18 protein-coding genes and 2 pseudogenes are annotated in these 22,993 nt (G+C 72.0%); 15 read left to right on the top strand and 5 right to left on the bottom strand.

Annotation, left to right across the window (positions count from 1 at the left end; all coding sequences use genetic code 11):
• Nucleotides 1–80 precede the first annotated feature (80 nt).
• From I8N67_RS06535 to I8N67_RS06560, 6 genes are all read left to right on the top strand, one after another.
• The gene (locus tag I8N67_RS06535; RefSeq protein ID WP_200301621.1) at nucleotides 81–380 is read left to right on the top strand and encodes a hypothetical protein; all 300 of its coding nucleotides are present in this window, start codon (nucleotides 81–83) and stop codon (nucleotides 378–380) included.
• Between the two features lie 309 nt (nucleotides 381–689).
• Nucleotides 690–1,265 carry a sigma-70 family RNA polymerase sigma factor gene (locus I8N67_RS06540; protein ID WP_200301622.1) on the top strand — a complete coding sequence of 192 codons (576 nt, stop codon included), beginning with the start codon at nucleotides 690–692 and terminating at the stop codon, nucleotides 1,263–1,265.
• A complete protein-coding gene (locus I8N67_RS06545) occupies nucleotides 1,262–2,668 on the top strand; it encodes a hypothetical protein (protein WP_200301623.1) in 1,407 nt (468 codons plus the stop codon). The genes I8N67_RS06540 and I8N67_RS06545 overlap by 4 nt, the downstream gene beginning before the upstream one ends.
• Nucleotides 2,669–2,764: 96 nt before the next feature.
• A complete protein-coding gene (locus I8N67_RS06550) occupies nucleotides 2,765–7,396 on the top strand; it encodes an FtsK/SpoIIIE domain-containing protein (RefSeq protein ID WP_200301624.1) in 4,632 nt (1,543 codons plus the stop codon).
• A gap of 65 nt (nucleotides 7,397–7,461) precedes the next feature.
• Complete coding sequence (gene miaB, locus I8N67_RS06555; protein ID WP_200301625.1) at nucleotides 7,462–8,985, top strand: tRNA (N6-isopentenyl adenosine(37)-C2)-methylthiotransferase MiaB; 1,524 nt, start codon at nucleotides 7,462–7,464, stop codon at nucleotides 8,983–8,985.
• Between the two features lie 89 nt (nucleotides 8,986–9,074).
• Nucleotides 9,075–9,791, top strand: a complete 717-nt coding sequence (locus tag I8N67_RS06560; RefSeq protein WP_200301626.1) for a class III extradiol dioxygenase subunit B-like domain-containing protein — start codon at nucleotides 9,075–9,077, stop codon at nucleotides 9,789–9,791.
• Nucleotides 9,792–9,855: 64 nt separating this feature from the next.
• Here I8N67_RS06560 and I8N67_RS06565 read toward each other — a convergent pair whose 3' ends face one another.
• Together I8N67_RS06565 and I8N67_RS06570 are read right to left on the bottom strand one after the other, a co-directional pair.
• Nucleotides 9,856–10,134, bottom strand: coding sequence for an antitoxin (locus I8N67_RS06565; RefSeq protein ID WP_200301627.1), 279 nt, complete (start codon nucleotides 10,132–10,134; stop codon nucleotides 9,856–9,858).
• A gap of 24 nt (nucleotides 10,135–10,158) precedes the next feature.
• Complete coding sequence (locus I8N67_RS06570) at nucleotides 10,159–10,464, bottom strand: hypothetical protein (protein WP_200301628.1); 306 nt, start codon at nucleotides 10,462–10,464, stop codon at nucleotides 10,159–10,161.
• A 182-nt stretch (nucleotides 10,465–10,646) separates the two neighbouring features.
• On the opposite strand from I8N67_RS06570, the gene miaA reads away from it, so the two are divergent.
• The 6 genes from miaA (at nucleotide 10,647) to hflX (ending at nucleotide 19,016) form a co-directional block, all read left to right on the top strand.
• Nucleotides 10,647–11,585, top strand: coding sequence for a tRNA (adenosine(37)-N6)-dimethylallyltransferase MiaA (gene miaA, locus I8N67_RS06575; protein WP_200301629.1), 939 nt, complete (start codon nucleotides 10,647–10,649; stop codon nucleotides 11,583–11,585).
• Between the two features lie 108 nt (nucleotides 11,586–11,693).
• Entirely contained in the window at nucleotides 11,694–12,218 is a 525-nt protein-coding gene (locus tag I8N67_RS06580) for a hypothetical protein (RefSeq protein WP_200301711.1), read from the top strand.
• 53 nt (nucleotides 12,219–12,271) lie between these two features.
• Nucleotides 12,272–13,141 carry a diaminopimelate epimerase gene (gene dapF / locus I8N67_RS06585; RefSeq protein ID WP_200301630.1) on the top strand — a complete coding sequence of 290 codons (870 nt, stop codon included), beginning with the start codon at nucleotides 12,272–12,274 and terminating at the stop codon, nucleotides 13,139–13,141.
• Between the two features lie 296 nt (nucleotides 13,142–13,437).
• Nucleotides 13,438–15,624: a RelA/SpoT family protein gene (locus I8N67_RS06590; RefSeq protein WP_200301631.1), complete on the top strand. Its 2,187-nt coding sequence runs from the start codon at nucleotides 13,438–13,440 to the stop codon at nucleotides 15,622–15,624.
• 110 nt (nucleotides 15,625–15,734) lie between these two features.
• Nucleotides 15,735–17,216, top strand: coding sequence for a M1 family metallopeptidase (locus tag I8N67_RS06595; protein WP_200301632.1), 1,482 nt, complete (start codon nucleotides 15,735–15,737; stop codon nucleotides 17,214–17,216).
• Between the two features lie 303 nt (nucleotides 17,217–17,519).
• Complete coding sequence (gene hflX / locus I8N67_RS06600) at nucleotides 17,520–19,016, top strand: GTPase HflX (RefSeq protein WP_200301633.1); 1,497 nt, start codon at nucleotides 17,520–17,522, stop codon at nucleotides 19,014–19,016.
• On the opposite strand, the gene I8N67_RS06605 is transcribed toward hflX, so the two are convergent.
• The 3 genes from I8N67_RS06605 to I8N67_RS06615 all read right to left on the bottom strand — a co-directional run bounded on the left by I8N67_RS06605 (nucleotide 19,006) and on the right by I8N67_RS06615 (nucleotide 20,790).
• Nucleotides 19,006–19,791, bottom strand: coding sequence for a hypothetical protein (locus I8N67_RS06605; protein WP_200301634.1), 786 nt, complete (start codon nucleotides 19,789–19,791; stop codon nucleotides 19,006–19,008). The genes hflX and I8N67_RS06605 overlap by 11 nt on opposite strands.
• 301 nt (nucleotides 19,792–20,092) lie before the next feature.
• A complete protein-coding gene (locus tag I8N67_RS06610) occupies nucleotides 20,093–20,389 on the bottom strand; it encodes a hypothetical protein (protein ID WP_200301635.1) in 297 nt (98 codons plus the stop codon).
• Nucleotides 20,390–20,400: 11 nt separating this feature from the next.
• Entirely contained in the window at nucleotides 20,401–20,790 is a 390-nt protein-coding gene (locus I8N67_RS06615; protein ID WP_200301636.1) for a hypothetical protein, read from the bottom strand.
• A gap of 952 nt (nucleotides 20,791–21,742) precedes the next feature.
• On the opposite strand from I8N67_RS06615, the gene I8N67_RS06620 reads away from it, so the two are divergent.
• The 3 genes and pseudogenes from I8N67_RS06620 to I8N67_RS06630 form a co-directional block, all read left to right on the top strand.
• Nucleotides 21,743–21,898 (top strand): Gfo/Idh/MocA family oxidoreductase, encoded by a 156-nt coding sequence (locus tag I8N67_RS06620; protein WP_200301637.1) that lies wholly within the window; start codon nucleotides 21,743–21,745, stop codon nucleotides 21,896–21,898.
• Nucleotides 21,873–21,980 (top strand): annotated as a pseudogene (locus I8N67_RS44550) (hypothetical protein); the annotation flags it as partial. The gene I8N67_RS06620 and the pseudogene I8N67_RS44550, both read left to right, overlap by 26 nt.
• Before the next feature lie 290 nt (nucleotides 21,981–22,270).
• Nucleotides 22,271–22,921 (top strand): annotated as a pseudogene (locus I8N67_RS06630) (Gfo/Idh/MocA family protein); the annotation flags it as partial.
• Nucleotides 22,922–22,993: the final 72 nt, after the last annotated feature.

Here is a 22,993-nt window from a genome sequence, read left to right on the forward strand (position 1 = left end):
GTACCAGCAGTACCACCAACCCCTCCGGTGGGTCCGGTCGGACATGACGGGACGCACGGTTACAGAGAACGAGGTGCACCATGCCCAAGAACGTCATCGACGACGAAGAAGTCGAGAGCACTGCCAAGAAGCTGGACTCGGCCGTCAGCGACACGCTGGTCCCCCAGCTGACCTCGCTGCAGGGCGAGGTCGAGAACCTCCTCCAGGGTGGCCTGCTGCTGACGGCGACCAGCCCGAAGATGCAGACGTCCTACGCGAACTTCAACAAGTCGCTGACGGAGGCTGTGAACAACATCACCCAGTTCTCCAAGCAGTTCCGCGACATCTGCAACGCCGTCAACAACCTGGACTCGCAGATCGCCGGCGGCATCCCCAACTGATCCGGGTCCCCCTGAACCGGGGCGCCGGCAGGCCCCCCTCCGGCCGGCACCCCTGTCACGGGGCGCCGCTCCCCCTCCCCCGGGAGCGGCGCCCCTTCCCCAATATTCTCACCAGTAACCTCAGGTTCCCCTCAGAGCCTCTTGAAACTTGCAGAACCACTCATAGACTCCCACCCGTGGAACCTCGCATTCCGCAAAAGAACGCGAGGTCAACCCAGGTACTCGTGCTCAGCCCTGCCCAGCCAACGCCGCCGCCGCGGCGCCCGACCGGACCGGCTCAGAAGATCCATGCCGGCCCTGGGGGAATCTATGAGACCGTCCACGCCCAGTCCCGCTCCGACGGGGAGCGCTCCCGCCCCCGGAAGCACGACGCACCCCGGTGACGGGGCCGTCCGAAAACTCTACGAAGACCACCACGGCCCACTGCTCCGCTACGTCTGCGGCCTCATCCGCGGCGACCGGCAGCGCGCCGAGGACTTCGTCCAGGAAACCCTGCTCCGCGCCTGGCAGAGCACCGCGAACCAACCGCCGGGCTGGACACCGTCCCGAGCCTGGCTGATGAGGGTGGCGCACAACCTGGTGATCGACTGGGCCCGGCGCGAACGGCCGCACACCGAGATCACCCACGAACACACCCTGGAGCACCACGCCGAGACCGTGGACCCGATGAGCCAGGCCGTCCAGCGCCGCTTCATGGTCCACGCCCTCTCCCGGCTCTCCCACTCGCACCGCGAAGTGCTCTTCTACGTCTACGTCCTCGGCTGCACCGGTTCCGACGCCGCCGACGCCCTGGGCATACCGCCGGGCACCGTGAAGTCCCGCACCCACCACGCGATACGGGAGCTGCGCCGCCGGCACCCGGAGCACGTGCGGGCGGCGGCATGACCGCGGCCGCCACGACGGGTTCCGCACCGGGCGCCCCCGACGCGGCGTACGGCGCCGTCGATCCGTCGTACGGCGCGTTCGACCCGGCGTCCGGCTCCGCGCTCGCGCTGGGAAAGCCCAGTGACTCGGTGCTCACGGTGATCATCGTGGGCGTGGTCGTCCTGCTGCTGCTCTTCTTCCTGCTGCGGCACCTGATCCGCAGACAGGGCGGATGGCGGCGCTTCCGGCGCCGCGTCGGCCGTGAACTGACCATGACCCGGCGGGCGTTCGGCGAACCCCTGCGCGCCTACCGGCGCCACCGCCGCGGCGTACGCGCCCTGGCCCGCCACCTGACCGCCCCCCGGGGCGGCCTGCTGGTACGACGGCTGCTGGACGGGGCCGCCGGTGCCCTCACCGACGCTCCGGGGGCCGTTCCGTACGCCGTGCGGACGGAGTCCGGGCTCGCCGCCGTGCAGATCGCCGCACGGCACCTGCCCGAGCCGCCCGTGCCCTGGGAGCCCGCCGCCGGGCCCGGCCCGCAGCGCTGGGAGCTTCCCCTCACGGAGGCCGACGCGCTGCCGCAGGGCCGGACCCGCGCCGGTGCGCACCCGCGTCCGCTGCCGGTCGCCCTCGGCATGGCGGACGGCACCTGCGTCCACCTCGATCTGGCCGCCGGACCCCGGCTGATCACCGTCGAGGGGGACACCGCGGCCCGCGCCCGGCTCCTCCAGGCACTCGCCGCCCAGCTGGACCGGCCCGGCAGCGGAGCCTCGGTCGTCGTCACGGACGGGGTCCATCCGCAGTACCGGGGGGAGCGGCTCGACGCCGTACTCCGGGAGCTGGAGACGGCGGCCGCCGAGACCGGGCCGGGCGAGGAGGCCCCGGGCGAGATCGGGGAATCCGGCCGCGCCGCCACGACCGTGGTCGTCTGCGCCGGCCCCGGTCCCGAGCAGGCACGGCGGCTGGGCGCCCTCGCCGCCGCGGGAGCCGTCGTCTGCCTGGCCGACGGCCGGGTGGCAGGGCACAGCTGGGCCCTGCGGGTCGACGCACGCGGCCGGCTGGTCTCACCCGAACTGGGCCTCGACGTGGACTCGGCGCCGCTGGGCAGAGCCGTCGCCGCCGCCGTGCGTGCGGACCGCCGCCGACTGCGCCGCGACTCCGGCCCACGCCGGGGCACCCCCGCACCGCGGCGGGCCGGCACGGGCGAACACCGGCCGCGCGAGACCGAGGAGACCCGGCCGCTCCCGGAAACCCGGCCGCTGGAAGAGACCGTGTCGCTCCAGGAGACGCCGGCGGAGCCCACCCTCCAGGCCCCCGCCACGTCCGGTGGGGCCCGGACCATCACCGGCTCCGACCTGCTCGACGAACCGGCCGTCGCCCGCGAGCGCTCCACCGCGGCCTCCTCCCACACCCGCGAGGACTAGGGCGCCTCCGATGGATCTCCGCGGCGTCGCGCCGCCCCGCACCGTGAGTGCCGCCCCCCGAACCGCCCACCCCCGAGCCACCCCCGAGGGGGAGACGTGAAACTCCTCATCACGACCGTCGCCGACGGCGACACCACCGGCAGCCAGGACGTCCTGCTCACCACGTCCGGTGGCACCCCTGTCGAGGACATCGCCGCACATCTGGCCGGCCTGCGCGCCGGCAACGGCGACGAGACCGGCACCTCGCCGCCCCCGCCGGGGCCGGCCCCGGCCTGCTACCTGGGCGACGAACCCCTCGCCCCCGGCACCCCGCTGGCCGCCACCGGCCTGATGGACGGCAGCGTCGTCGCGCTGGGCGCCCCGCGGACGCCGGTCGCCGGCGCCTACGGCCGGGAGCGCGCCGCCATGCCGCAGCCGCACGTGGTGGACCACTCGACGGTGGTCGAACTCCAGGTGGTGGGCGGCCCGGACGCCGGGCGGGTGTACCCGCTGGGCCTCGGCACCCACGGCATCGGCCCGCTGGCGGACGCGGCCGTCCCGCTCGACGGCCGGGGTATGCCGGGCGAGGGCATCCGGCTGACCGTACGTCCGGACGGAACGGCCGTCGTGGAGCTGCCCGAGGGCGGGCCGGCGCGGCTGTCCCTGCCGGAGCCGCCGGAGCACCGGGGCAGGCCCAACACCCCGTTGCTGCCGCTCGCGGAGCAGGACGAGGAGGACGAGCCCGCGGAGGACGGCGACGCCACCGCGGAACTTCCCGACGGCTGGGTGCTCTGGCCCGTCGACGCGGAACTCTCCGTCGGCGACTACCTGCTGCGACTGACCGAACCGACCTCCAGGGACGCCGCCGTGGTCCCGTCCGAGGGCGGCGGCGGCCTGGACTACAACCGGCCGCCGCGCATCCTCCCGCACCTCGCGCCCGAGCGGTTCCGGCTGCCCGGCCCGCCCGACCCGCCCAGCCGCCGGCCGATCCCGCTCCTCATGGCCCTCGCCCCGATGGTCCTCGGCGTCTCGATGATGCTGTTCTGGAACTCGTACTTCTATCTGATCTTCATGTTCCTGTCGCCGGTGCTGATGGCGGCGAACTACTTCAGCGGACGACGACAGGCCCGCAAGGAGTACGAGGAGAAGTCCAGCGTCTACCGGCAGCGCCGGGCCTCGCTGGAGGAGGACGTCCGGCAGAAGGTCGCCACCGAACGGCGGCTGCGCACCGAGAGCGCGCCCGACCCGGCGGTGGCCGGACTGTGGGCCGTCGGCCCCGGCCGCCGGCTGTGGGAACGACGCCGGGGCGACCCGGACCACCTGGCCCTGCGCCTCGGCACCGCCCCGCAGCCGTCCCTGCTCGGCATCGACGACACCGCCCGCGAGGACAACCACACCGCCGTCCACTGGACGATCCCGGACGCCCCCGTCGGCGTCGACCTGGTCGAGAGCGGCGTGGTCGGCCTGGCCGGGGCGACCAGCCCCGTGCAGGCCCTGGCCCGCTGGATGACGGCCCAGGCCGCCGTCCTGCACACCCCGCGCGACCTGCGGATCGTCGTCCTGACCGACAACGCCGCGCAGGAGTCCTGGCACTGGGCGCGCTGGCTGCCCCACGCCCGCGACGGCCTGCCCGGCATCCGCGGCGGTGCCGTCACCCTGATCGGCAACGACCCGGAGACGGTCGCCAACCGGGTGGCCGAACTGGTCTCCACCCTGCGCACCCGGCAGCGCGCCGCCGAGTCCACCATGAGCAAGGCGCTGCTCAGCGAACCGGACGTCCTCGTGGTGATGGACGGCGCCCGGCGCCTGCGCGACGTGCCCGGCGTGGTCTCGATCCTCAAGGAGGGCCCGGCCGTCCGGATCTTCCCGCTCTGCCTGGACCAGGAGGAACGGCTCCTGCCGGAGGAGTGCACGGCCGTGGTCCGCCACGAGAACCACCGGCTCACCCTGCGCCGTACCGGGCAGCCCGACGTCGCCGACATCCGGCCCGACCTGGTCGAGCCCGAGTGGTGCGAACGCGTGGCCCGGGGCATCGCCCCGATCCGCGACGTCACCCCGGACGCCTCCGAGGGCCTGCCCTCGACGGCGGGGCTGCTGGACCTCCTCGGGCTGCCCGAGCCGAGCGGCGAGCTGATCGCGGCCCGCTGGGAGCGGCGGCCCGCCTCCACCGCCGTCCTGCTGGGCGCCGGCTACGACGGCCCCGTAGCCTTCGACCTGGTCAAGGACGGTCCGCACGGTCTGGTGGCCGGCACCACCGGCTCCGGCAAGTCCGAACTGCTGCAGACCTTCGTGGCCGCGCTGGCCGCCGTCAACCGGCCCGACGAACTGACCTTCGTCCTCGTCGACTACAAGGGCGGCAGCGCCTTCAAGGACTGCGTGGACCTGCCGCACACCCTCGGCATGGTCACCGACCTCGACAGCCATCTGGTGCAGCGCGCGCTCACCTCACTGGGGGCCGAACTGACCCGCCGCGAGCACATCCTGGCCGAGGCCGGCGCCAAGGACCTCCCGGAGTACCAGGGCATGCGCCGACGTAACCCCGAACTGCTCCCCGTGCCCCGGCTGGTGATCGTCATCGACGAGTTCGCCACCCTCTACCGGGAGATCCCAGACTTCATCCCCGGCCTGGTGAGCATCGCCCAGCGCGGCCGGTCCCTGGGCATCCACCTGGTCCTGGCCACCCAGCGCCCGGCCGGTGTGGTCAGCTCCGACATCCGGGCCAACACCAACCTGCGGATCGCGCTCCGGGTCACCGACACCTCGGAGAGCATGGACGTCATCGACACCAAGGACGCCGTCAGCATCTCCCCGGCCACCCCCGGCCGCGCCCTCGCCCGGCTCGGCCACGGCACCGTCGTCCCCTTCCAGACCGCCTACGCCGGCACCCTCAGGCCCGGCGCGAAGCCCGCCCCCGAGCCCCGGGAACAGCGGCCTGCGGAGGAGTCCCGTATCTGGGGCACCGAACTCCAGTGGCAGCGCCTCGGCCGCGCCGCCGGACTGCCCGGCACCGCGGAGTCGGAGCAGCACGACGACCCGACGGCGGACCAGGCCGGCGACGAGGTCCCCACCGACCTCAACGCCCTGGTCGAGGCCGTGTCCGAGGCGGCCGGACTCACCGGCTGCGCCCCACAGCCCAGCCCGTGGCTGCCGGCCCTCGGCCAGAACCTCCTGATCGACGACCTGCCCCAGCCCGACGAACCCGGCGGCGCCCGCCTGGCCCCCGTCTCCTGGGGCCTGTCGGACCTGCCCGAGGCCCAGGCCCAGCTGCCCGTCCGGCTGGACCTCGCCGAGTTCGGACACCTGTACGTCATCGGCATCCCCCGCTCCGGCCGCTCCCAGGTGCTGCGCACCATGGCCGGAGCCCTGGCCCGGGGCCACTCCAGCGCCGACGTCCACCTCTACGGCATCGACTTCGCCGGCGGCGCGCTCACGGCACTGGGCCTGCTCCCGCACTGCGGTGCCGTCGTGCCCCGCGGCGACATCGAGCGCCTCGAACGACTGTTCGCCCGACTCGACGGGGAACTGGAACGCCGCCAGGAACACCTCACCGAACGGCACGCCGGCAACCTCACCGAACTCCGCGCGTCCGTCGCCGCCGGCGCCCGACCGCCGCACATCATGCTGTTCATCGACGGCTGGGACGCGCTGATCGAGGCCGTCGCCGACCACAACGGAGGCCGGCTGGTGGAACAGCTCAACCGGCTGCTCCGCGAGGGCGCCGCCGCGGGCCTGCACGTCGTCGCCACCTCCGAACGCGCCCTGCTGTCCGGCCGGGCCACCGCCCTCAACGACAACAAGCTGCTGCTGCGCCTCAACGACAAGACCGACTACCACGCCGTCGGCAAGCGCTCCCGCGACATCCCCGACCTCATCCTCCCCGGCCGGGGCTTCACCTCCGACGGCGGCACCGAGATCCAGGTGGCGCTGCTCGCCCCCGGCGCCACCGGCCAGGAACAGGCCGAGGCGCTGCGCGGCATCGGCGCCGAGGCGGCCCGCCGCGACGCCGGACTCCCGGCCGACCGCCGGCCCGCCCGGATCGGCACCCTGCCGGTGAAGGTGACCTTCACGGACGCGTACGAGAAGGTGGGGGAGGAGTTCCGCCGCCCGATGTGGGGTCTGCTGGGCCTCGGCGGTGACGACGTCTCGGCCGTGGGCGTGGACTTCGCGGACACCGCCCCGACCTTCTCGGTCGTCGGCCCGCCCGGCTCCGGCCGCAGCACCACCCTGGCCGCCCTGTCGGTCTCGCTGCTCGCCGCCGGCACCCGCCTGGTGATCCTCGCCCCGCGCGAGTCGCCGCTGCGCACCCTCGGGAACCACCCGGGCGTACGGCTGATCACCGCGACCGAACCCACGGTCGAGGAGTTCACCGAGGCCCTGGAGGCCGGCAGCGGACCCAGGGTGGTCGTCGTGGACGACGCCGACCTGTTCGTCCTGCCGGACATCGACCAGAACCTGCGCTCCCTGGCCCAGTCCGGCAGGGACCGAGGCATCGGCATCGTCATCTCCGCCACCGCGGAGACCATGACGGGCGCGATGGGCTGGCTCAGCGCCCTCAAGCGGCACCGCAAGGGCGTCCTTCTCGGCCCGCAGAGCATTCTGGAAGGCGATTTCGTCGGCGCCCGCCTGGCCCACGCCCACCTGCGCGGCCGCAAACTCGGCCGAGGCCTCACCGTCGACCCGCGCACCGGAGAACTGATCAACGTACAGGTCCCGGAGACCGTGCTCGACGGCGACGACCCGACGGCCTGACCCCCGCAGGGGACCGGCAGCGCCTGGGGACGAGGACTTCCCGGGCGCTGCCTTAGGCTTACGGAGTGACCAACAGCAGCGACCGGAGTCAGGCAGTGGGCGTCAAGACATACGAAGTACGCACTTATGGATGTCAGATGAACGTCCACGACTCCGAACGCCTGTCCGGTCTCCTGGAGGAAGCCGGGTACGTGCGCTCACCGGAGGACGCCGGCGAGGGCAACGCCGACGTCGTCGTCTTCAACACCTGCGCCGTACGGGAGAACGCCGACAACCGCCTCTACGGCAACCTCGGCCGCCTCGCCCCGATGAAGACCGCCCGCCCCGGCATGCAGATCGCCGTCGGCGGCTGTCTGGCCCAGAAGGACCAGGACACCATCGTCAAGAAGGCGCCCTGGGTGGACGTCGTCTTCGGCACGCACAACATCGGCAAGCTGCCCGTCCTGCTGGAGCGCGCCCGGATCCAGGACGAGGCGCAGGTCGAGATCGCCGAGTCCCTGGAGGCCTTCCCCTCCACCCTGCCGACCCGCCGCGAGAGCGCCTACGCCGCCTGGGTCTCGGTCTCCGTGGGCTGCAACAACACCTGCACGTTCTGCATCGTCCCGGCCCTGCGCGGCAAGGAGAAGGACCGCCGCAGCGGCGACATCCTCGCCGAGATCGAGACGCTGGTCGGCGAGGGAGTCTCCGAGATCACCCTGCTCGGCCAGAACGTGAACGCGTACGGCTCCGACATCGGCGACCGCGAGGCGTTCGGCAAGCTGCTGCGGGCCTGCGGGAAGATCGAGGGCCTGGAGCGCGTCCGCTTCACCTCCCCGCACCCCCGCGACTTCACCGACGACGTCATCGCCGCCATGGCCGAGACGCCGAACGTCATGCCGCAATTGCACATGCCGATGCAGTCCGGCTCGGACACCGTCCTGAAGGCGATGCGCCGCTCGTACCGCCAGGAGCGCTACCTGGGGATCATCGAGAAGGTGCGCGCCTCCATCCCGCACGCCGCCATCACCACCGACATCATCGTGGGCTTCCCCGGCGAGACCGAGGAGGACTTCGAGCAGACGATGCACGCGGTCCGCGAGGCCCGCTTCGCCCAGGCCTTCACCTTCCAGTACTCCAAGCGCCCCGGCACCCCCGCGGCCACCATGGAGAACCAGATCCCCAAGAAGGTCGTGCAGGCGCGCTACGAGCGTCTCGTCGCCCTCCAGGAGGAGATCTCGTGGGAGGAGAACAGGAAGCAGGTCGGCCGCACCCTGGAGCTGATGGTCGCCGAGGGCGAGGGCCGCAAGGACGGCGCCACCCGGCGCCTCTCCGGCCGCGCCCCCGACAACCGCCTGGTCCACTTCACCAAGCCCGACCAGGAAGTACGCCCCGGCGACGTCGTCACCGTCGAGATCACCTACGCCGCCCCCCACCACCTCCTCGCCGAGGGCACCGCCCTGGACGTACGCCGCACGCGCGCGGGCGACGCCTGGGAGAAGCGGAACGCCGTCCCGGCGGAGAAGCCGGCGGGGGTCATGCTCGGTCTGCCGAAGATCGGCGTCCCGGAGCCGCTGCCGGTGGCGACGACGGGCGGCTGCGGCAGCCACTGACGGGCTCCGGCCCGGATGACGGGTCCGGCGCCCCGCGCCCCCGAAGGGCGTGACCGTCACTCTCAGCGGCAGAAGTTACCCTGCGGATCATGCTTGTAGCCGCTGGCCTCTGCCCCTGCCCTCCGCTCCTCGTGCCTCAGGTCGCGGCGGGGGCCGCGCCCGAACTGGCCGCGGCACGGGACGCCTGCGCGGACGCGCTCGGAGTGCTCGCCGCCGCCCGGCCCGACCGCCTGGTGGTCGTCGGCCCCGCCGAGCGGGACGGCCCCCACCCGGAGGGCGCACGTGGCTCCTTCCGGGGCTACGGCGTGGATCTCGACGTCCGCCTCGGACGCGGGGGTACGGCGGACGCGCGGGCCGGGCGGGCCGAGCTGCCCGCCTCCCTCGCTGTCGCCGCCTGGCTGCTGGATCGCACGGACTGGACCGGAGTCCCCGTGGAAGGTCTCGGGGTGGGGGAACCGCTCCCCGCCGAGCGGTGTATCCAAGTCGGAAGGGACATCGCCGGGTCCGCCGGTCGGGTGGCCCTGCTGGTGATGGGCGACGCCAGCGCGTGCCGCACGCTCAAGGCCCCGGGATATCTGGACGACCGCGCGGCCGGCTTCGACGCGGAGATCGCACGTGCGCTCGCCACCGCGGACATCGCGGCCCTGAAGGCGGTGGACACTCAGCTCGCCGGCGAGCTGAAGGCCTCCGGCCGCGCCCCCTGGCAGGTCCTGGCGGGCGCCGCCGAGGACGCGGACCTGGGCGGCAGCCTGCTGTACGACGACGCGCCGTACGGGGTGGGCTATCTGGTGGCGGCCTGGTCGTAGACCGGACACGGCGGACGGCCGGGAGCCCGATGTGCTCCTCGGCCGTCCGCCGTTGTCAAGGTGGTCAGGAAGCCGGAGGCGGTGGTGTCGCACCGCCACCGCTCGCGGTCGGGGGCATGGTGCCGCCGCCGTCGTCCTTGTGCGCGAGTCGGTCCATGGCGTGCTTCGCTCTGCCCGTGCCCGACTGGATCTTTCCGCTGTACTTGCCCTTGGTCTTCTTGTCGACCGTGTGCGCGGCCTTGTCGAGACCGTGCTGAATCCTGCCCTCGTGCTTCTGCGCGAGATGCGAGACCCTCTCCTTGGCCGGGGAGAGTTTGGATTTCAAATTACCCAGCAGACCCATGGTTCACCTTCCCGCGCGGGTCAGTCACTTGCGGGCGCCCTCACTGGTCCCGTTGTCGGCCGCCTGCTCGGCGGTCTGCTGCTTGGGGATCTCCACGTCCTCCGCCGCGTCGGTGCTCTCCGCACCGGCGGCGGCCGACTCGTCCTCGACCACCTCGGCCTCGGCCTCTGTCCCGGCCTCGGATCGCGCGGCCTCGGTCGATCCCTTCGCCTCGTCCGACGTCTCCGGCTCTTCCGTCCCGGTCTCGGGGGCCGTCGCGGATTCCGTCACGCCGGTCTCCTCCTCCTCCATGGCCTTCGACTTACGGCGAAACAGCGAAAAAACGCCCATATCAACCTCAATGCTAATCATGCGGGCTAATTCCCGCGCTCTCCCGGAGCGTCCCATTGCGTCACCCGGGCCGCCGGCACTCGAAGCCGGCGCTTCGAACTCGCAAACACGCAACGACCCCGGCCCCCTCGCGTCACGTAGCTCGTTCGAGAAGAGGCCCCGACATTTGCGAGACTGGGTCGGTGAGTAGCGCAGTTCCCCCCCCACGAGTCATCGCCGTCGTCGGACCGACCGCGGCCGGCAAGTCCGATCTGGGCGTCTTCCTCGCCCATCGCCTCGGCGGCGAGGTCGTCAACGCCGATTCCATGCAGCTCTACCGGGGGATGGACATCGGCACCGCCAAGCTGACCCCCGAGGAGCGCGACGGAGTCCCCCATCACCTCCTGGACATCTGGGACGTCACGGCCACCGCCAGCGTCGCCGAGTACCAGCGGCTGGCCAGGGCGCGCATCGACGCCCTGCTCGCCGAGGGCCGCTGGCCGATCCTGGTGGGCGGCTCCGGGCTGTACGTACGCGGTGCCGTCGACAACCTGGAGTTCCCCGGCACCGACCCCGAGGTCCGGGCCCGGCTGGAGGAGGAGCTGACGCTGCGCGGCTCCGGCGCGCTGCACGCCCGGCTCGCCGCCGCCGACCCCGAGGCCGCGCACGCGATCCTGCCCAGCAACGGCCGCCGCATCGTCCGCGCCCTCGAAGTGATCGAGATCACCGGAAAGCCGTTCACGGCGAACCTCCCGGGCCATGACTCGATCTACGACACCGTCCAGATCGGTGTCGACGTGGCGCGCCCCGAACTCGACGAGCGCATCACCCGCCGCGTCGACCGCATGTGGGACGCCGGACTGGTCGACGAAGTGCGCGCACTGGAGGCGCAGGGGTTGCGCGAGGGGCGTACGGCGTCGCGCGCGCTCGGCTACCAGCAAACCCTCGCCGCCCTCGCCGGACAGTGCTCCATGGACGAGGCGCGTGCCGAGACCGTACGTGCCACCAAGCGCTTCGCGCGCCGTCAGGATTCATGGTTCAGGCGCGACCCGCGGGTGCATTGGCTCAAGGGGGGTCTCGCCGACCTGACGGAACTCCCGCAGCTGGCATTGGCGTTGCTCGAACGACCGGTTACAGCCTGATCACGTCCTGGCATCGGCTCGCCCCGGCGGTCATCCCGGCCTCCGGGGGCGTGCCATCATCGAGCTTCGATCGACCAAGTGGAGTCCGAGTTGGGAGGGCGCGTGGCGATGGAGGCCGGCCCTCGCGACACCGCACAAGGCACGGAGCAGGGCACCGCGCAGGACGCGGAGCAGCTGGTTACCGAGGGGTACGCACTGGATCCCGAAGACGATCCGCTGAGCCCCGACGGGCCCGACGACCAGACTCCGGGCGGCGTGAGCGACGACGGACCGGAACCGGACGAGATGTCCGGGCCGGAGGTCGAGGTCGAGCTGCGCCCGCAGCGCAGACTGCGCCTGTGGCAGCTCGCGCCCATCGTGGGCCTCGCCGCGGTCGGCTCCCTGATGTTCGCCTTCCCGCTCGCCTTCGAGTTCGGTGACGGCGGCGCCGTGGTCGCCATGCTCGGCCTGCTGATCTGCTCCACCGCCGCCGGCTGGGGCATGATGGCCGCCCGCCGCGTCGGTTACACGTGGCCGGGCCTGCCCCAGCGCGGCTCCGACCGCCGCGCCGACTGGCGCCTCGTCCTCGCCTACGCCCTGGTGGTCGCCGCGATCGCGGTGCTCGCCGTGTGGCGGGTGGCCCGGCTCCGCTAGCGCCTGGCGCCGGGCGCGAACACGGTGTCGCACCCAGCCCGTACGATCGGGGAATGAGCACGCGGATCGCCTTCCTCAAGGGTCACGGGACCGAGAACGACTTCGTGATCGTCCCGGACCCCGAGAACGTCATCGATCTCTCCCCGGCCGCCGTCGCCGCCCTGTGCGACCGGCGCGCGGGCATCGGCGGCGACGGTGTGCTGCACGTCGTACGGTCCGCCGCGCACCCGGAGGCCGAGGAGCTGGCGGCCGAGGCGGAGTGGTTCATGGACTACCGCAACGGCGACGGGTCGGTCGCCGAGATGTGCGGAAACGGCGTCCGGGTGTTCGCCCGCTACCTCCAGCACGTCGGCCATGTCACCGAGGGCGACCTCACCGTCGCCACACGCGGGGGCATGAAGCGCGTCCACATCGCCAAGAACGGCGACGTCACCGTCGGCATGGGCGGCGCGCGTCTCCCCGAAGGGGACGTCACGGTGCGCGTCGGCGAGCGGAGCTGGCCCGCGCGCAACGTCAACATGGGCAACCCGCACGCGGTCGCCTTCGTCGACGACCTCGCGCACGCGGGCGACCTGTACTCCCCGCCGCCCTTCAGCCCGGCCGCCGCCTACCCGGACGGCGTGAACGTCGAGTTCGTCGTCGACCGGGGCCCGGGCCACGTGGCGATGCGCGTCCACGAGCGCGGCTCCGGCGAGACCCGCTCCTGCGGCACCGGCGCGTGCGCCGTCGCCGTGGCCGCCGCCCGCCGCGACGGCGCCGACCCGGCCGTGACGGGCACCCCCGTGACATACACCGTCGATGTGCCCGGCGGCACCCTGGTCATCACCGAACGGGCCGACGGCGAGATCGAGATGACCGGTCCCGCGGTGATCGTCGCCGAGGGCGAGATCGATCCCAAGTGGCTGGAAAACGCGGCACGTTGAGATGTGGTAGGGCTTTGGATCGCGGCGTCCGGCGGGCGGGCGCCGCGACTATCCAAGCCCAACGGCTGTTCACCCGTGCGAATCCATGGCGCACCCGGGTGGAGTGACCCGAAACCGTATACGTCGGAACCTTCGCTCGAATGGGTGATCCGTTTCACGCTCGGCGAGAGGCGGTCGGACGGGCGTGGTGGGCTCGGTAGCATCAAGCACCGGCACGGACGGGGGAACGACACGATCCCTGGGCCGCCGCACGCCATGGGGCACCCGTCCGCCGGTCCACGCAGCCGGAGGTGCCCATGAGCGCGGAGGCCACGAACCCCGCCGTATCGCCCGCCCCTGCGCCGCCCACAGCGAACCGCAGGAAGGGCCGACCCCGAATCGACCTGCGCCGTCTGGGCCGCGCCGCACTCCTGGGCCCCGCCACCCGCGACCGGCTGCCCGACGCGATCGGCCATGTCGCCGAAGCGCACCGCGCCCACCACCCCGACGCCGACCTGGAGCCGCTGCGCCGGGCGTACGTCCTCGCCGAGTCCTCGCACCGCGGCCAGATGCGCAAGAGCGGTGAGCCGTACATCACCCACCCGCTCGCCGTGACGCTGATCCTGGCCGAACTCGGCGCGGAGACCACGACCCTGACGGCCTCTCTGCTCCACGACACCGTCGAGGACACGGATGTGACCCTCGATCAGGTGCGCGAGGAGTTCGGCGAGGAGGTGCGCTATCTCGTCGACGGCGTCACCAAGTTGGAGAAGGTCGACTACGGTGCCGCCGCCGAGCCCGAGACCTTCCGCAAGATGCTCGTCGCCACCGGCAACGACGTCCGCGTGATGTCGATCAAGCTCGCCGACCGGCTGCACAACATGCGCACCCTCGGCGTGATGCGCCCCGAGAAGCAGGAACGCATCGCCAAGGTCACCCGGGACGTACTGATCCCGCTCGCCGAACGGCTCGGCGTCCAGGCGCTCAAGACCGAGCTGGAGGACCTCGTCTTCGCGATCCTCCACCCCGAGGAGTACGTGCACACCCGCGAACTCATCGTCGACAACGCCGCGCAGGACAACGACCCCCTCGCCGAGATCTCCGAAGAGGTGCGCGGCGTCCTGCGCGAGGCCGGCATCCAGGCCGAAGTCCTCATAAGGCCGAGGCACTTCGTCTCCCTGCACCGGGTCTCCCGAAAACGCGGACAACTGCGCGGCTCCGACTTCGGACGGCTCCTGGTGCTCGTGGGCGAGGACGCCGACTGCTACGCCGTCCTCGGCGAGCTGCACACCTGCCTGACGCCCGTGGTCTCGGAGTTCAAAGACTTCATCGCCGTACCGAAGTTCAACCTGTACCAGTCGCTCCACACGGCCGTCGCCCGCGGCGACGGCCAGGTCGCCGAAGTCCTCATCCGAACGCACCAGATGCACAAGGTCGCCGAGGCCGGCGTAGTCGCGCTGGGCAACCCCTACGCCCCTCCCTCGGAGGAGCGGTCCGACGAGGACGCCGAGCGGACCGGCGGCGCGGGAGCCGCCGGGGAGGGGGAGCGCATCGACCCCACCCGCCCCGGCTGGCTCTCCCGGCTCCTCGACTGGCAGGAGGCGGCACCCGACGCGGACATGTTCTGGTCCACCCTGCGCGAGGACCTCGCCCAGGACCGCGAGATCACCGTCTTCCGGCCCGACGGGGGCACGCTGGGGCTGCCCGAGGGCTCCAGTTGTGTGGATGCCGCGTACGCCCAGTACGGCGAGGACGCGCACGCCTGCATCGGCGCCCGCGTCAACGGCCGCCTGGCGACGCTGAGTACCGTCCTGAAGGACGGTGACACCGTCCAGCTCCTGATGGGCCAGGACCCGGCCTCCGAGCCCTCCAGAGAGTGGCTGGAGCACGCCCACACCCCGGGCGCGCGCATCGCCATCCAGCGCTGGCTCGCCACCCACCCCTCGCCCGCCGCCGACGAGCCGGAGACGCGCGACGACCGACACCCGGACGAGGCACCTGCCCTGCGCCCCGCCCTCGACGAGCCCACCGCCACCTCCGGCGGCGCGAACGCCGTGGTCGTCGTCGGCCGGCCCGAGGCGAACGTACGCCTCGCCGGCTGCTGTACGCCCGTACCGCCCGACGAGGTCACCGGATTCGCCGTCCGCGGGGGAGTGGTGACCGTGCACCGCGTCGAATGCGCCGCCGTGCAGCGCATGAAGAACCTGGGACGCGCGGAGATCGGCGTCGGCTGGGGCGACACCACCGAGTTCCGGGTCACCCTCGTCGCCGAGTCCTTCCAGCGGCCCCACCTCCTCGCCGACCTCACCGAGGCCATCGCCCTGGAGGGCGTCGCCATCGTCTCCGCCACCGTCGAACCCCCGACCCAGCAGCGCGTCCGGCACACCTACACGCTCCAACTCCCGGACGCGGCCCACCTCCAGAGCCTGATGCGGGCCATGCGGAACGTGCCGGGCGTCTACGACGTCGGCCGCGCCCAGCACCAGGCGACGGCCGCGCACTGACCCCGGGCGCTGACTTCGGAGGGGGTGCGGTGGCTCGGCGGACCACTCGTTCGGGTGGGACCGCCGCGCGCCGTTGGCGCCGGGCGGAGGCGCGCTGGTAGCGGTGGTCCATGCCGCTCACCCCACGTCCCAGGACCCGCCGCGTCAAGGCCGCGCTGCTCGCCTCCGCCGTCTCCGTCTGCCTGGTCGCCCCGAGCGCCCCCTCACCCGCCGTGCCCCTCGGCGTCGGCGACCGGCTCTTCCCGCACCTCGGCAACCCGGGGTACGACGTGGAGTCGTACGACCTCGCCTTCACCTACCCCGGCGGCAACCGTGAGCCGCTCACGGCCGTCACCACGATCGACGCGCGAACGACCTCCGCTCTGGAACTGGTCAATCTTGACTTCTCGCACGGGAAGGTGCGTTCCGTGAAGGTCGACGGGGCGCCCGCCGCGTTCACGAGCGCGGGCGAGGACCTGGTGATCACGCCCCGGGAGCCGCTCGCCAAAGGCAGCCGGACGCGCATCACCGTGCGGCATACCAGCGACCCGGTCTACACCGGGGACGAGGAGGGCGGCTGGATCCGGACCTCCGACGGGCTCGCGATGGCCAACCAGGCCGACGCGGCGCACGTCGTCTTCCCCTGCAACGACCACCCCTCCGACAAGGCGATGTTCACCGTCCGCGTCACCGCGCCCGACGGGTACACGGCCGTCTCCAACGGCCTCGCCGCCGGGACGGACCGGGCCGCCGGGGCCACCACCTGGACCTACTACACCGAGCACCCCATGGCCACCGAACTGGCCCAGATCTCCATCGGCCGCTCCGCCGTGCTCCACCGGACCGGACCGGCCGACCTGCCCGTACGCGACGTGGTCCCCGCGAAGGATCGCGAGAAGCTCGAACCGTGGCTCAAGAAGACCCCGGCCCAGATCGCGTGGATGGAGGGCAAGGTCGGCCGGTACCCCTTCGAGACGTACGGGGTGCTGATCGCCGAGGCGCAGACCGGGTTCGAACTGGAGACACAGACCCTCTCTCTCTTCGAGAGAGATCTGTTCACCCGGTCCGAGTACCCGAAGTGGTACGTCGAGTCGATCATGGTCCATGAGCTGGCCCACCAGTGGTTCGGCAACAGCGTCAGCCCCCGCACCTGGTCCGACCTGTGGCTCAACGAGGGCCATGCCACCTGGTACGAGGCCCTGTACGCGGAGGAGACCGCCGGCAAGCCCATGGAGACGCGCATGAAGGCCGCCTACGGCGCCTCCGACCGCTGGCGTGCCGCCGGGGGACCGCCGGCGGCACCGAAGGAGCCCAAGGCCGACCACAAGATCGGCATCTTCCGGCCCAACGTCTACGACGGGGCCGCGCTCTTCCTGTACGCCCTGCGCGAGAAGATCGGCAGGCCTGCCTTCGCCCGGCTGCAGCGGGCCTGGGTCGCCGTCCACCGGGACGACGTCGCGTCGACCGCCGACTTCCGCACGCTCGCCTCCCGGATCACCGGCCGCGACCTCGACGGCTTCTTCCACGCCTGGCTGTACGGGAAGAAGACACCGCCGATGCCGGGGCACCCGGACTGGAAGCCGACGCCGGTGCGGGCGTCGGCGGCGAGGTAAGGGGCGAGGCCGCCGGAATCCGTCGGGTGCGGCCCCGGCACCGACCGGGATTAACCGCGTGACGAGACGGGGCGTGCCGTGCGACCATCTTCGAGTCGGCGGCGCGACCCGCCACCGATCCCATCCGGTCCGGTGCGATCCGGTCCGGTCTGGTCCGGTCCGGTGGACGGGCCCGGTCCCCTAGGGGGCCGGCTCAGGGTCGGCCGGGGGTTGTTCCGGGAATCTCCCGGGTGCCCCGGGCGTTGTCGCCAGTGACGGACGGCGATCCGTCTCCCATCGGTATCCCCTCGACGTAAGGACCCAATGACCTCCTCTTCTTCCCCTTCCCAGGCCGCACAGAGCGCCTTCGCGCAGAACAACCCCGAAGGTCTTCGGGCCGATGCCCTGATGGAAGAGGACGTCGCCTGGAGCTTCGAGATCGACGGAGAGCGGGACGGCGACCAGTTCGACCGCTCCGAGCGCGCGGCCCTGCGCCGTGTCGCGGGCCTCTCCACCGAGCTGGAGGACGTCACCGAGGTCGAGTACCGCCAGCTCCGCCTGGAGCGCGTCGTACTCGTCGGTGTCTGGACCTCGGGAACCGCGCGGGACGCGGAGAACTCGCTGGCCGAGCTGGCCGCTCTCGCGGAGACCGCGGGCGCGCTCGTGCTCGACGGCGTGATCCAGCGCCGCGACAAGCCGGACGCGGCCACCTACATCGGTTCCGGCAAGGCCAACGAGCTGCGGGACATCGTCCTCGAATCGGGCGCGGACACCGTCATCTGCGACGGTGAGCTCAGCCCGGGTCAGCTCATCCACCTCGAAGACGTCGTCAAGGTCAAGGTCATCGACCGTACGGCCCTGATCCTCGACATCTTCGCCCAGCACGCCAAGTCCCGAGAGGGCAAGGCGCAGGTCGCGCTCGCGCAGATGCAGTACATGCTGCCGCGACTGCGCGGCTGGGGTCAGTCGCTGTCCCGGCAGATGGGTGGCGGCAAGGGCGGCGGCCTCGCCACCCGTGGTCCCGGTGAGACCAAGATCGAGACGGACCGGCGTCGGATCCGCGAGAAGATGGCGAAGATGCGCCGGGAGATCGCGGACATGAAGACCGGCCGCGAGATCAAGCGCCAGGAGCGGCGCAGGAACAAGGTGCCCTCGGTCGCCATCGCCGGATACACCAACGCCGGCAAGTCCTCGCTGCTCAACCGCCTCACGGGTGCGGGCGTGCTCGTCCAGAACGAGCTGTTCGCGACCCTCGACCCGACCGTGCGCCGGGCCGAGACCCCCAGCGGGCGGGTCTACACCATGGCCGACACGGTCGGATTCGTACGGCACCTGCCGCACCACCTCGTCGAGGCGTTCCGTTCCACGATGGAGGAGGTCGGCGACGCCGACCTGATCCTGCACGTGGTGGACGGTTCACACCCGGCGCCGGAGGAGCAGCTGGCCGCCGTGCGCGAGGTCATCCGTGACGTCGGCGCGACCAAGGTGCCCGAGATCGTGGTGATCAACAAGGCGGACGCGGCCGACCCGCTGGTGCTCCAGCGGCTGATGCGGATCGAGAAGCGCTCCATCGCCGTCTCGGCCCGCTCCGGCCAGGGCATGGCCGAACTGCTCACCCTGATCGACGACGAACTGCCCCGCCCCTCGGTCGAGATCGAGGCGCTCGTGCCGTACACCCACGGCAAGCTCGTGGCCCGCGCCCACACCGAGGGCGAGGTGATCTCCGAGGAGCACACCCCGGAGGGCACCCTGCTCAAGGCCAGGGTGCACGAAGAGCTGGCGGCCGACCTGGCACCGTACGTACCGGCGGCTACGGCCTGACGGTCCGCTCCGCCGGACGTAGTAAGCACCTTCCGGTGCGCGCACGACCCGAAGGCCCGCCCCCCTCCGCCGAGGGGCGGGCCTTCGGTCTGTGCGGGGCACCGGCCGCTTGGTGCCCCGCACATCCCCCGTCCGTCCCCCGCGCTACGTGGCCTTGTCCGTGACCTCGTAGCCGGGGGAGGTCTCCAGCTCGCTCTCGGCCATCGAGCGGGCCCGTCCGCCGTAGTAGGCCGATCAGTTCACCGGGGCCATAGGCCGGGTGCGCCGCACGCGCCTTGTTCAGCCGGACGAAGATGTTCCACTCGTCGTGGCAGCCGAGGCTGTACGAGCCGCCCGCGCGCACGGTGTAGAAGCGGACGAACTCCTTGCGCCGGGCCTCCCAGAGCAGTGCGTCCTCCCGGTCGGTGAGATCCAGCGGGCGGCGGGATCCGTCCGGGCCGGGGACGGTGTTCGGGGTGGTGCTCGGGCCAGTGCTCGGGACGGTCCCGAAGTCGGTCCAGAAGTCCGGGTCGATGGCGTACTTGCGGGCGAAGAACGCCTCCACCGCCGCGACCAGCGCACCGCCGCCGCCCGAGTCCGCGCGGAAGAAGCCGTGCACGTCGTCGGGGCCGAGGAAGCAGAACGCGTCGAAGAGACCACCGAGCTGGAGCTTCCGGCGAGAGGGCAGCCGGGGTGGACCGGGCGGGCCGGGCGGCTCGGTGAGGTAGTCGTCCTCCGCGAGGACCCGGGTCCACATGCGCATGTAGTCCCCGCCGGACGGCCGGGCGGCGGCCATCAGATCCCAGCGTCAGCGTCCGGCCGGTCTCACGGGCGAGTTCGGCGATGTGCCGGGTGACCAGCCCGGTGCCCTCCTTCGACTCCAGCTGATACGCGGCCGGATTGACGACGAAGAACCTCTCGCCCCACTCGGACGCCAGACGCCGGGCCACGAAGTGGGCGATCTCGGTGTTGACCCGGAAGTGACCGCCGCCCCGAGAACTGATCGGGCAGCTCAGATAGACGACGACACGGTCCTCGGCCTGGGCACGGAGGATGTCCGACTGGATGAGGGCGACATGCTTCTCGAAGACGTCGAATCAGTCACCCGTGTGCCACTCGAAGCGGATGTCCGGTCCGCCTGGGACCGGGAGACCGGTCTCGGTGGGCACGGCGGCGTCGGCCGGCGGGGGCGTCGATCCGGCGGCGGGTGCGGCTGCCGCGGGGGCGGCCTGCCCGGCGGTCGTGGCGGGTCCGGTGGTCGCGGGGGTGGAGGCGGGTCCGGTGGTCGTGGTCGTGGTGGCGAGTCCGGTGGTCGTGGTCGTGGTGGCGAGTCCGGTGGTCGTGGGGGTGGCCGGTCCGGCGGTCGTGGTGGTCAGGGTCGGGTTCTCGGGCATGGTGTCCGTCCTCAACTTCCCCAGCCCGTCGGGCCGAGCAGGTTGTTGTTGCGTACCTTGATCCGGTCCGGGACCTCCGCGTTGTACGCGGCGACGAAGTCCCCGCCCAACTCGTCCTCCGCGCCCGTCTCGTCCATCACGCGCAGCACGGTGAACCAGGAGTTGAGCAGGCCGTCGAAGTGCACGACGCACCAGGTCAGCTCTACGGTCATCGCGTTGACCCAGGCCGCCAGATAGGCCTCCGTGCCGGTGCCCGGCACCTCCGCGAGCGGCCCCTTCGCGATGTTCTCAGCGGCCACGCCCCGCAGGACCTCGCGCAGTTCGGCGAACTGTCCGTCGGTGACGGAGTGCGGGTCCCGCTGGATCGCCTCCGCCAGCCGCAGGCAGTGCTGCTGCGGCACGGTGTAGAGGGGCTCGGTGACCCCCCCCAGGTGAAGGTCCGGTCCTCCCAGCCGGGGTGGCCCGCAGAGTCCACCAGCCGCAGCAGCATCTTCTCGGCCCGCGCCGCCCGTCGCGCCGGGTCCTCGTGGGGCAGTTGGGCGAGCAGCACGCCGTAGCCGTTGAAGCTGTGGTGCGTGAGGGAGTAACGGCTGCGGTTGAGCAGGCTCACCAGGTTGATGACCAGCTCCTTCGTCACCCGGTCCACGAAGCCGCCCTGCGGGAACAGGACACTCTCCCCGGCCGGGTCGCCGGGCGGCCGGGGACCCGGCGCGTACCGAGGGGTGTCGAAGATGAACGAGTTGGGGTACTCGACCTCGGTGAGCGCGAGGCCGGGCAGCCACGCCATCGTCCGGAACAGGTTGCTCGGAATGCCCCAGTCTCGGATCGATCTGTCAAGCTCGGTCCGGACCCGGGCCTCGGTACGCCGGCAGGCAGCACGGGCACGCGGGGGCCGGGTCCGGGTCCGGGGCGAGGATGAGGCTCGCGGCGGCCCCGGAGGGAACCGGGGCCGGGCATCCGGAGGCCGCAACGGAGGCCAGGGACAGAACAGTTGGCGGGACCAGTACGGATACCGACACGGGGCTGGATGCCGACACCTGATCCGGCGTCGGTAGGTGAGCGAGAGCCGATCGAGCACGATCTCGGGCGTCGAACCCGGAATGGGACAGTCCGTCGAATCGGCTCTCGAAATAGCCGGACGAATCAGCTGGCACGAAAGACGCCGAATGGTTTCTTCCAAGTCCCCACACGCTTTGCGATGGACTTCGGCGGCAAACATTCCATCCGGGCATGAACGAATCTATTGGACGCTGTCAGTTCGGTGTTGCGAGCATTCGGGGGAAAGGACCAGCCTCCAGGCCGGGCCTGCGGGCCCATGGCCACCGGCCGCCGCATCGCTGAAGGGTATTCACCGTGGTGAATCTCCGCGCAGCCATGGTCGGCTGCGGACGTATCGCCGCCGACCATGCCGCCGCCTATACCGCCGACCCCCGCGTGAACCTGGCCGCCGTGGTCGACCCCGACCACGACAGAGTCCGGGGCCATGGCCCGCCGGTTCGGAGTACGTGAGGTCTTCGCTTCCCTCGAGGAAATGCTCGCCACCACGGACGTGGACCTCGTGAGCGTCTGCGCCCCGCCCCACCTGCGCACCCCACTCGTCCTGACGGCCCTCCAAGCCGACTGCCACGTGCTGTGCGAGACCCCACCGTCATCGCCGACATCCCCACCAACGCCGCCGACATGCCCGGACGGCCGCCGTCGCCGCGGCCCAGCACCGAGTCCTGACCTTCGGATCCCGCTACCGCCACCTCACCGAGGCGCGCACCGCGCGCAGCGTCGTCGAGAAGGGCGAGATCGGGGAGATCTGCGACGTCCACCTCACCGCGACGCGGCGGGCACGGCGCCCCCGACCAGGGCTTTCCCCCCGAACGGCCGCGGGCCGACGCTGGGTCCCTCATCGACATCGGCAGCCATGCACTCGACCTGGCCCTGTGGCTCACCGACTTCCCCGAGCCCGTCGAGACCACCCTCCTCGCCACTCTCCTCACCGCCTCCGGCCTGATCCCCGACCAGCACCTCGGCCGAGGTGAGGGACGGCAGCGAGGCGACAGCCGCGTCGAGGAGAGCGCCACCGGACTCGTACGCTTCCGCGACGGCATGGCCCTGACCCTCACCACCTCGTACGCCGCCCATCCGGCCGACGAGGAGACCATCCGGGTACGGCTGCCCGGTGACCAGGGAGATCTGGAGATCAAGCTCCAGGACCACCAACTCGCCCACCGGCGGCAGACGGCGGCGTTCGTCGACGCCTGCCTCGGACACGGCCCGGTGCCCGTCACCCCCACCGAAGCCCGTCAGGTCCAGGAGATCATCGACGAGCTCCACCGCTCGGCCCACGGCCCAGCCACCACCGGTCGCTCGGCCGCCGGCAAGGCGGCGCACGCGGCTGCCGACGAGGCCGAACGATCGTTGCGGGGCCAGGCACATGCCAACGAGGCGGCTCCCGACGCCTGCGACGAGACAGTCTCCGCCGCTCCCATTGAGACGGTCCCCGCCGTTGCCTGCGAGACGGCCTCCGCCGCTCCCATTTGAGACCACCCCGGTTGCTCCCACCGAGACAACCCCGGTCGCACCCGACGACACGCCCCCGCCACTGCCACCGCC

The organism is Streptomyces adelaidensis (genome assembly GCF_016598475.1).
Taxonomy (GTDB): Bacteria; Actinomycetota; Actinomycetes; order Streptomycetales; family Streptomycetaceae; genus Streptomyces; species Streptomyces adelaidensis.

Excerpts from the sequence above, each read along its gene's own strand:
- I8N67_RS06535 (WP_200301621.1), top strand. The coding sequence starts at position 81 with ATGCCCAAGAACGTCATCGACGACGAAGAAGTCGAGAGCACTGCCAAG.
- I8N67_RS06540 (WP_200301622.1), top strand. The coding sequence starts at position 690 with ATGAGACCGTCCACGCCCAGTCCCGCTCCGACGGGGAGCGCTCCCGCC.
- I8N67_RS06545 (WP_200301623.1), top strand. The coding sequence starts at position 1,262 with ATGACCGCGGCCGCCACGACGGGTTCCGCACCGGGCGCCCCCGACGCG.
- I8N67_RS06560 (WP_200301626.1), top strand. The coding sequence starts at position 9,075 with ATGCTTGTAGCCGCTGGCCTCTGCCCCTGCCCTCCGCTCCTCGTGCCT.
- I8N67_RS06565 (WP_200301627.1), bottom strand. The coding sequence starts at position 10,134 with ATGGGTCTGCTGGGTAATTTGAAATCCAAACTCTCCCCGGCCAAGGAG.
- I8N67_RS06570 (WP_200301628.1), bottom strand. The coding sequence starts at position 10,464 with ATGGGCGTTTTTTCGCTGTTTCGCCGTAAGTCGAAGGCCATGGAGGAG.
- I8N67_RS06580 (WP_200301711.1), top strand. The coding sequence starts at position 11,694 with ATGGAGGCCGGCCCTCGCGACACCGCACAAGGCACGGAGCAGGGCACC.
- dapF (WP_200301630.1), top strand. The coding sequence starts at position 12,272 with ATGAGCACGCGGATCGCCTTCCTCAAGGGTCACGGGACCGAGAACGAC.
- I8N67_RS06590 (WP_200301631.1), top strand. The coding sequence starts at position 13,438 with ATGAGCGCGGAGGCCACGAACCCCGCCGTATCGCCCGCCCCTGCGCCG.
- I8N67_RS06595 (WP_200301632.1), top strand. The coding sequence starts at position 15,735 with ATGCCGCTCACCCCACGTCCCAGGACCCGCCGCGTCAAGGCCGCGCTG.
- hflX (WP_200301633.1), top strand. The coding sequence starts at position 17,520 with ATGACCTCCTCTTCTTCCCCTTCCCAGGCCGCACAGAGCGCCTTCGCG.
- I8N67_RS06605 (WP_200301634.1), bottom strand. The coding sequence starts at position 19,791 with ATGGCCGCCGCCCGGCCGTCCGGCGGGGACTACATGCGCATGTGGACC.
- I8N67_RS06610 (WP_200301635.1), bottom strand. The coding sequence starts at position 20,389 with ATGCCCGAGAACCCGACCCTGACCACCACGACCGCCGGACCGGCCACC.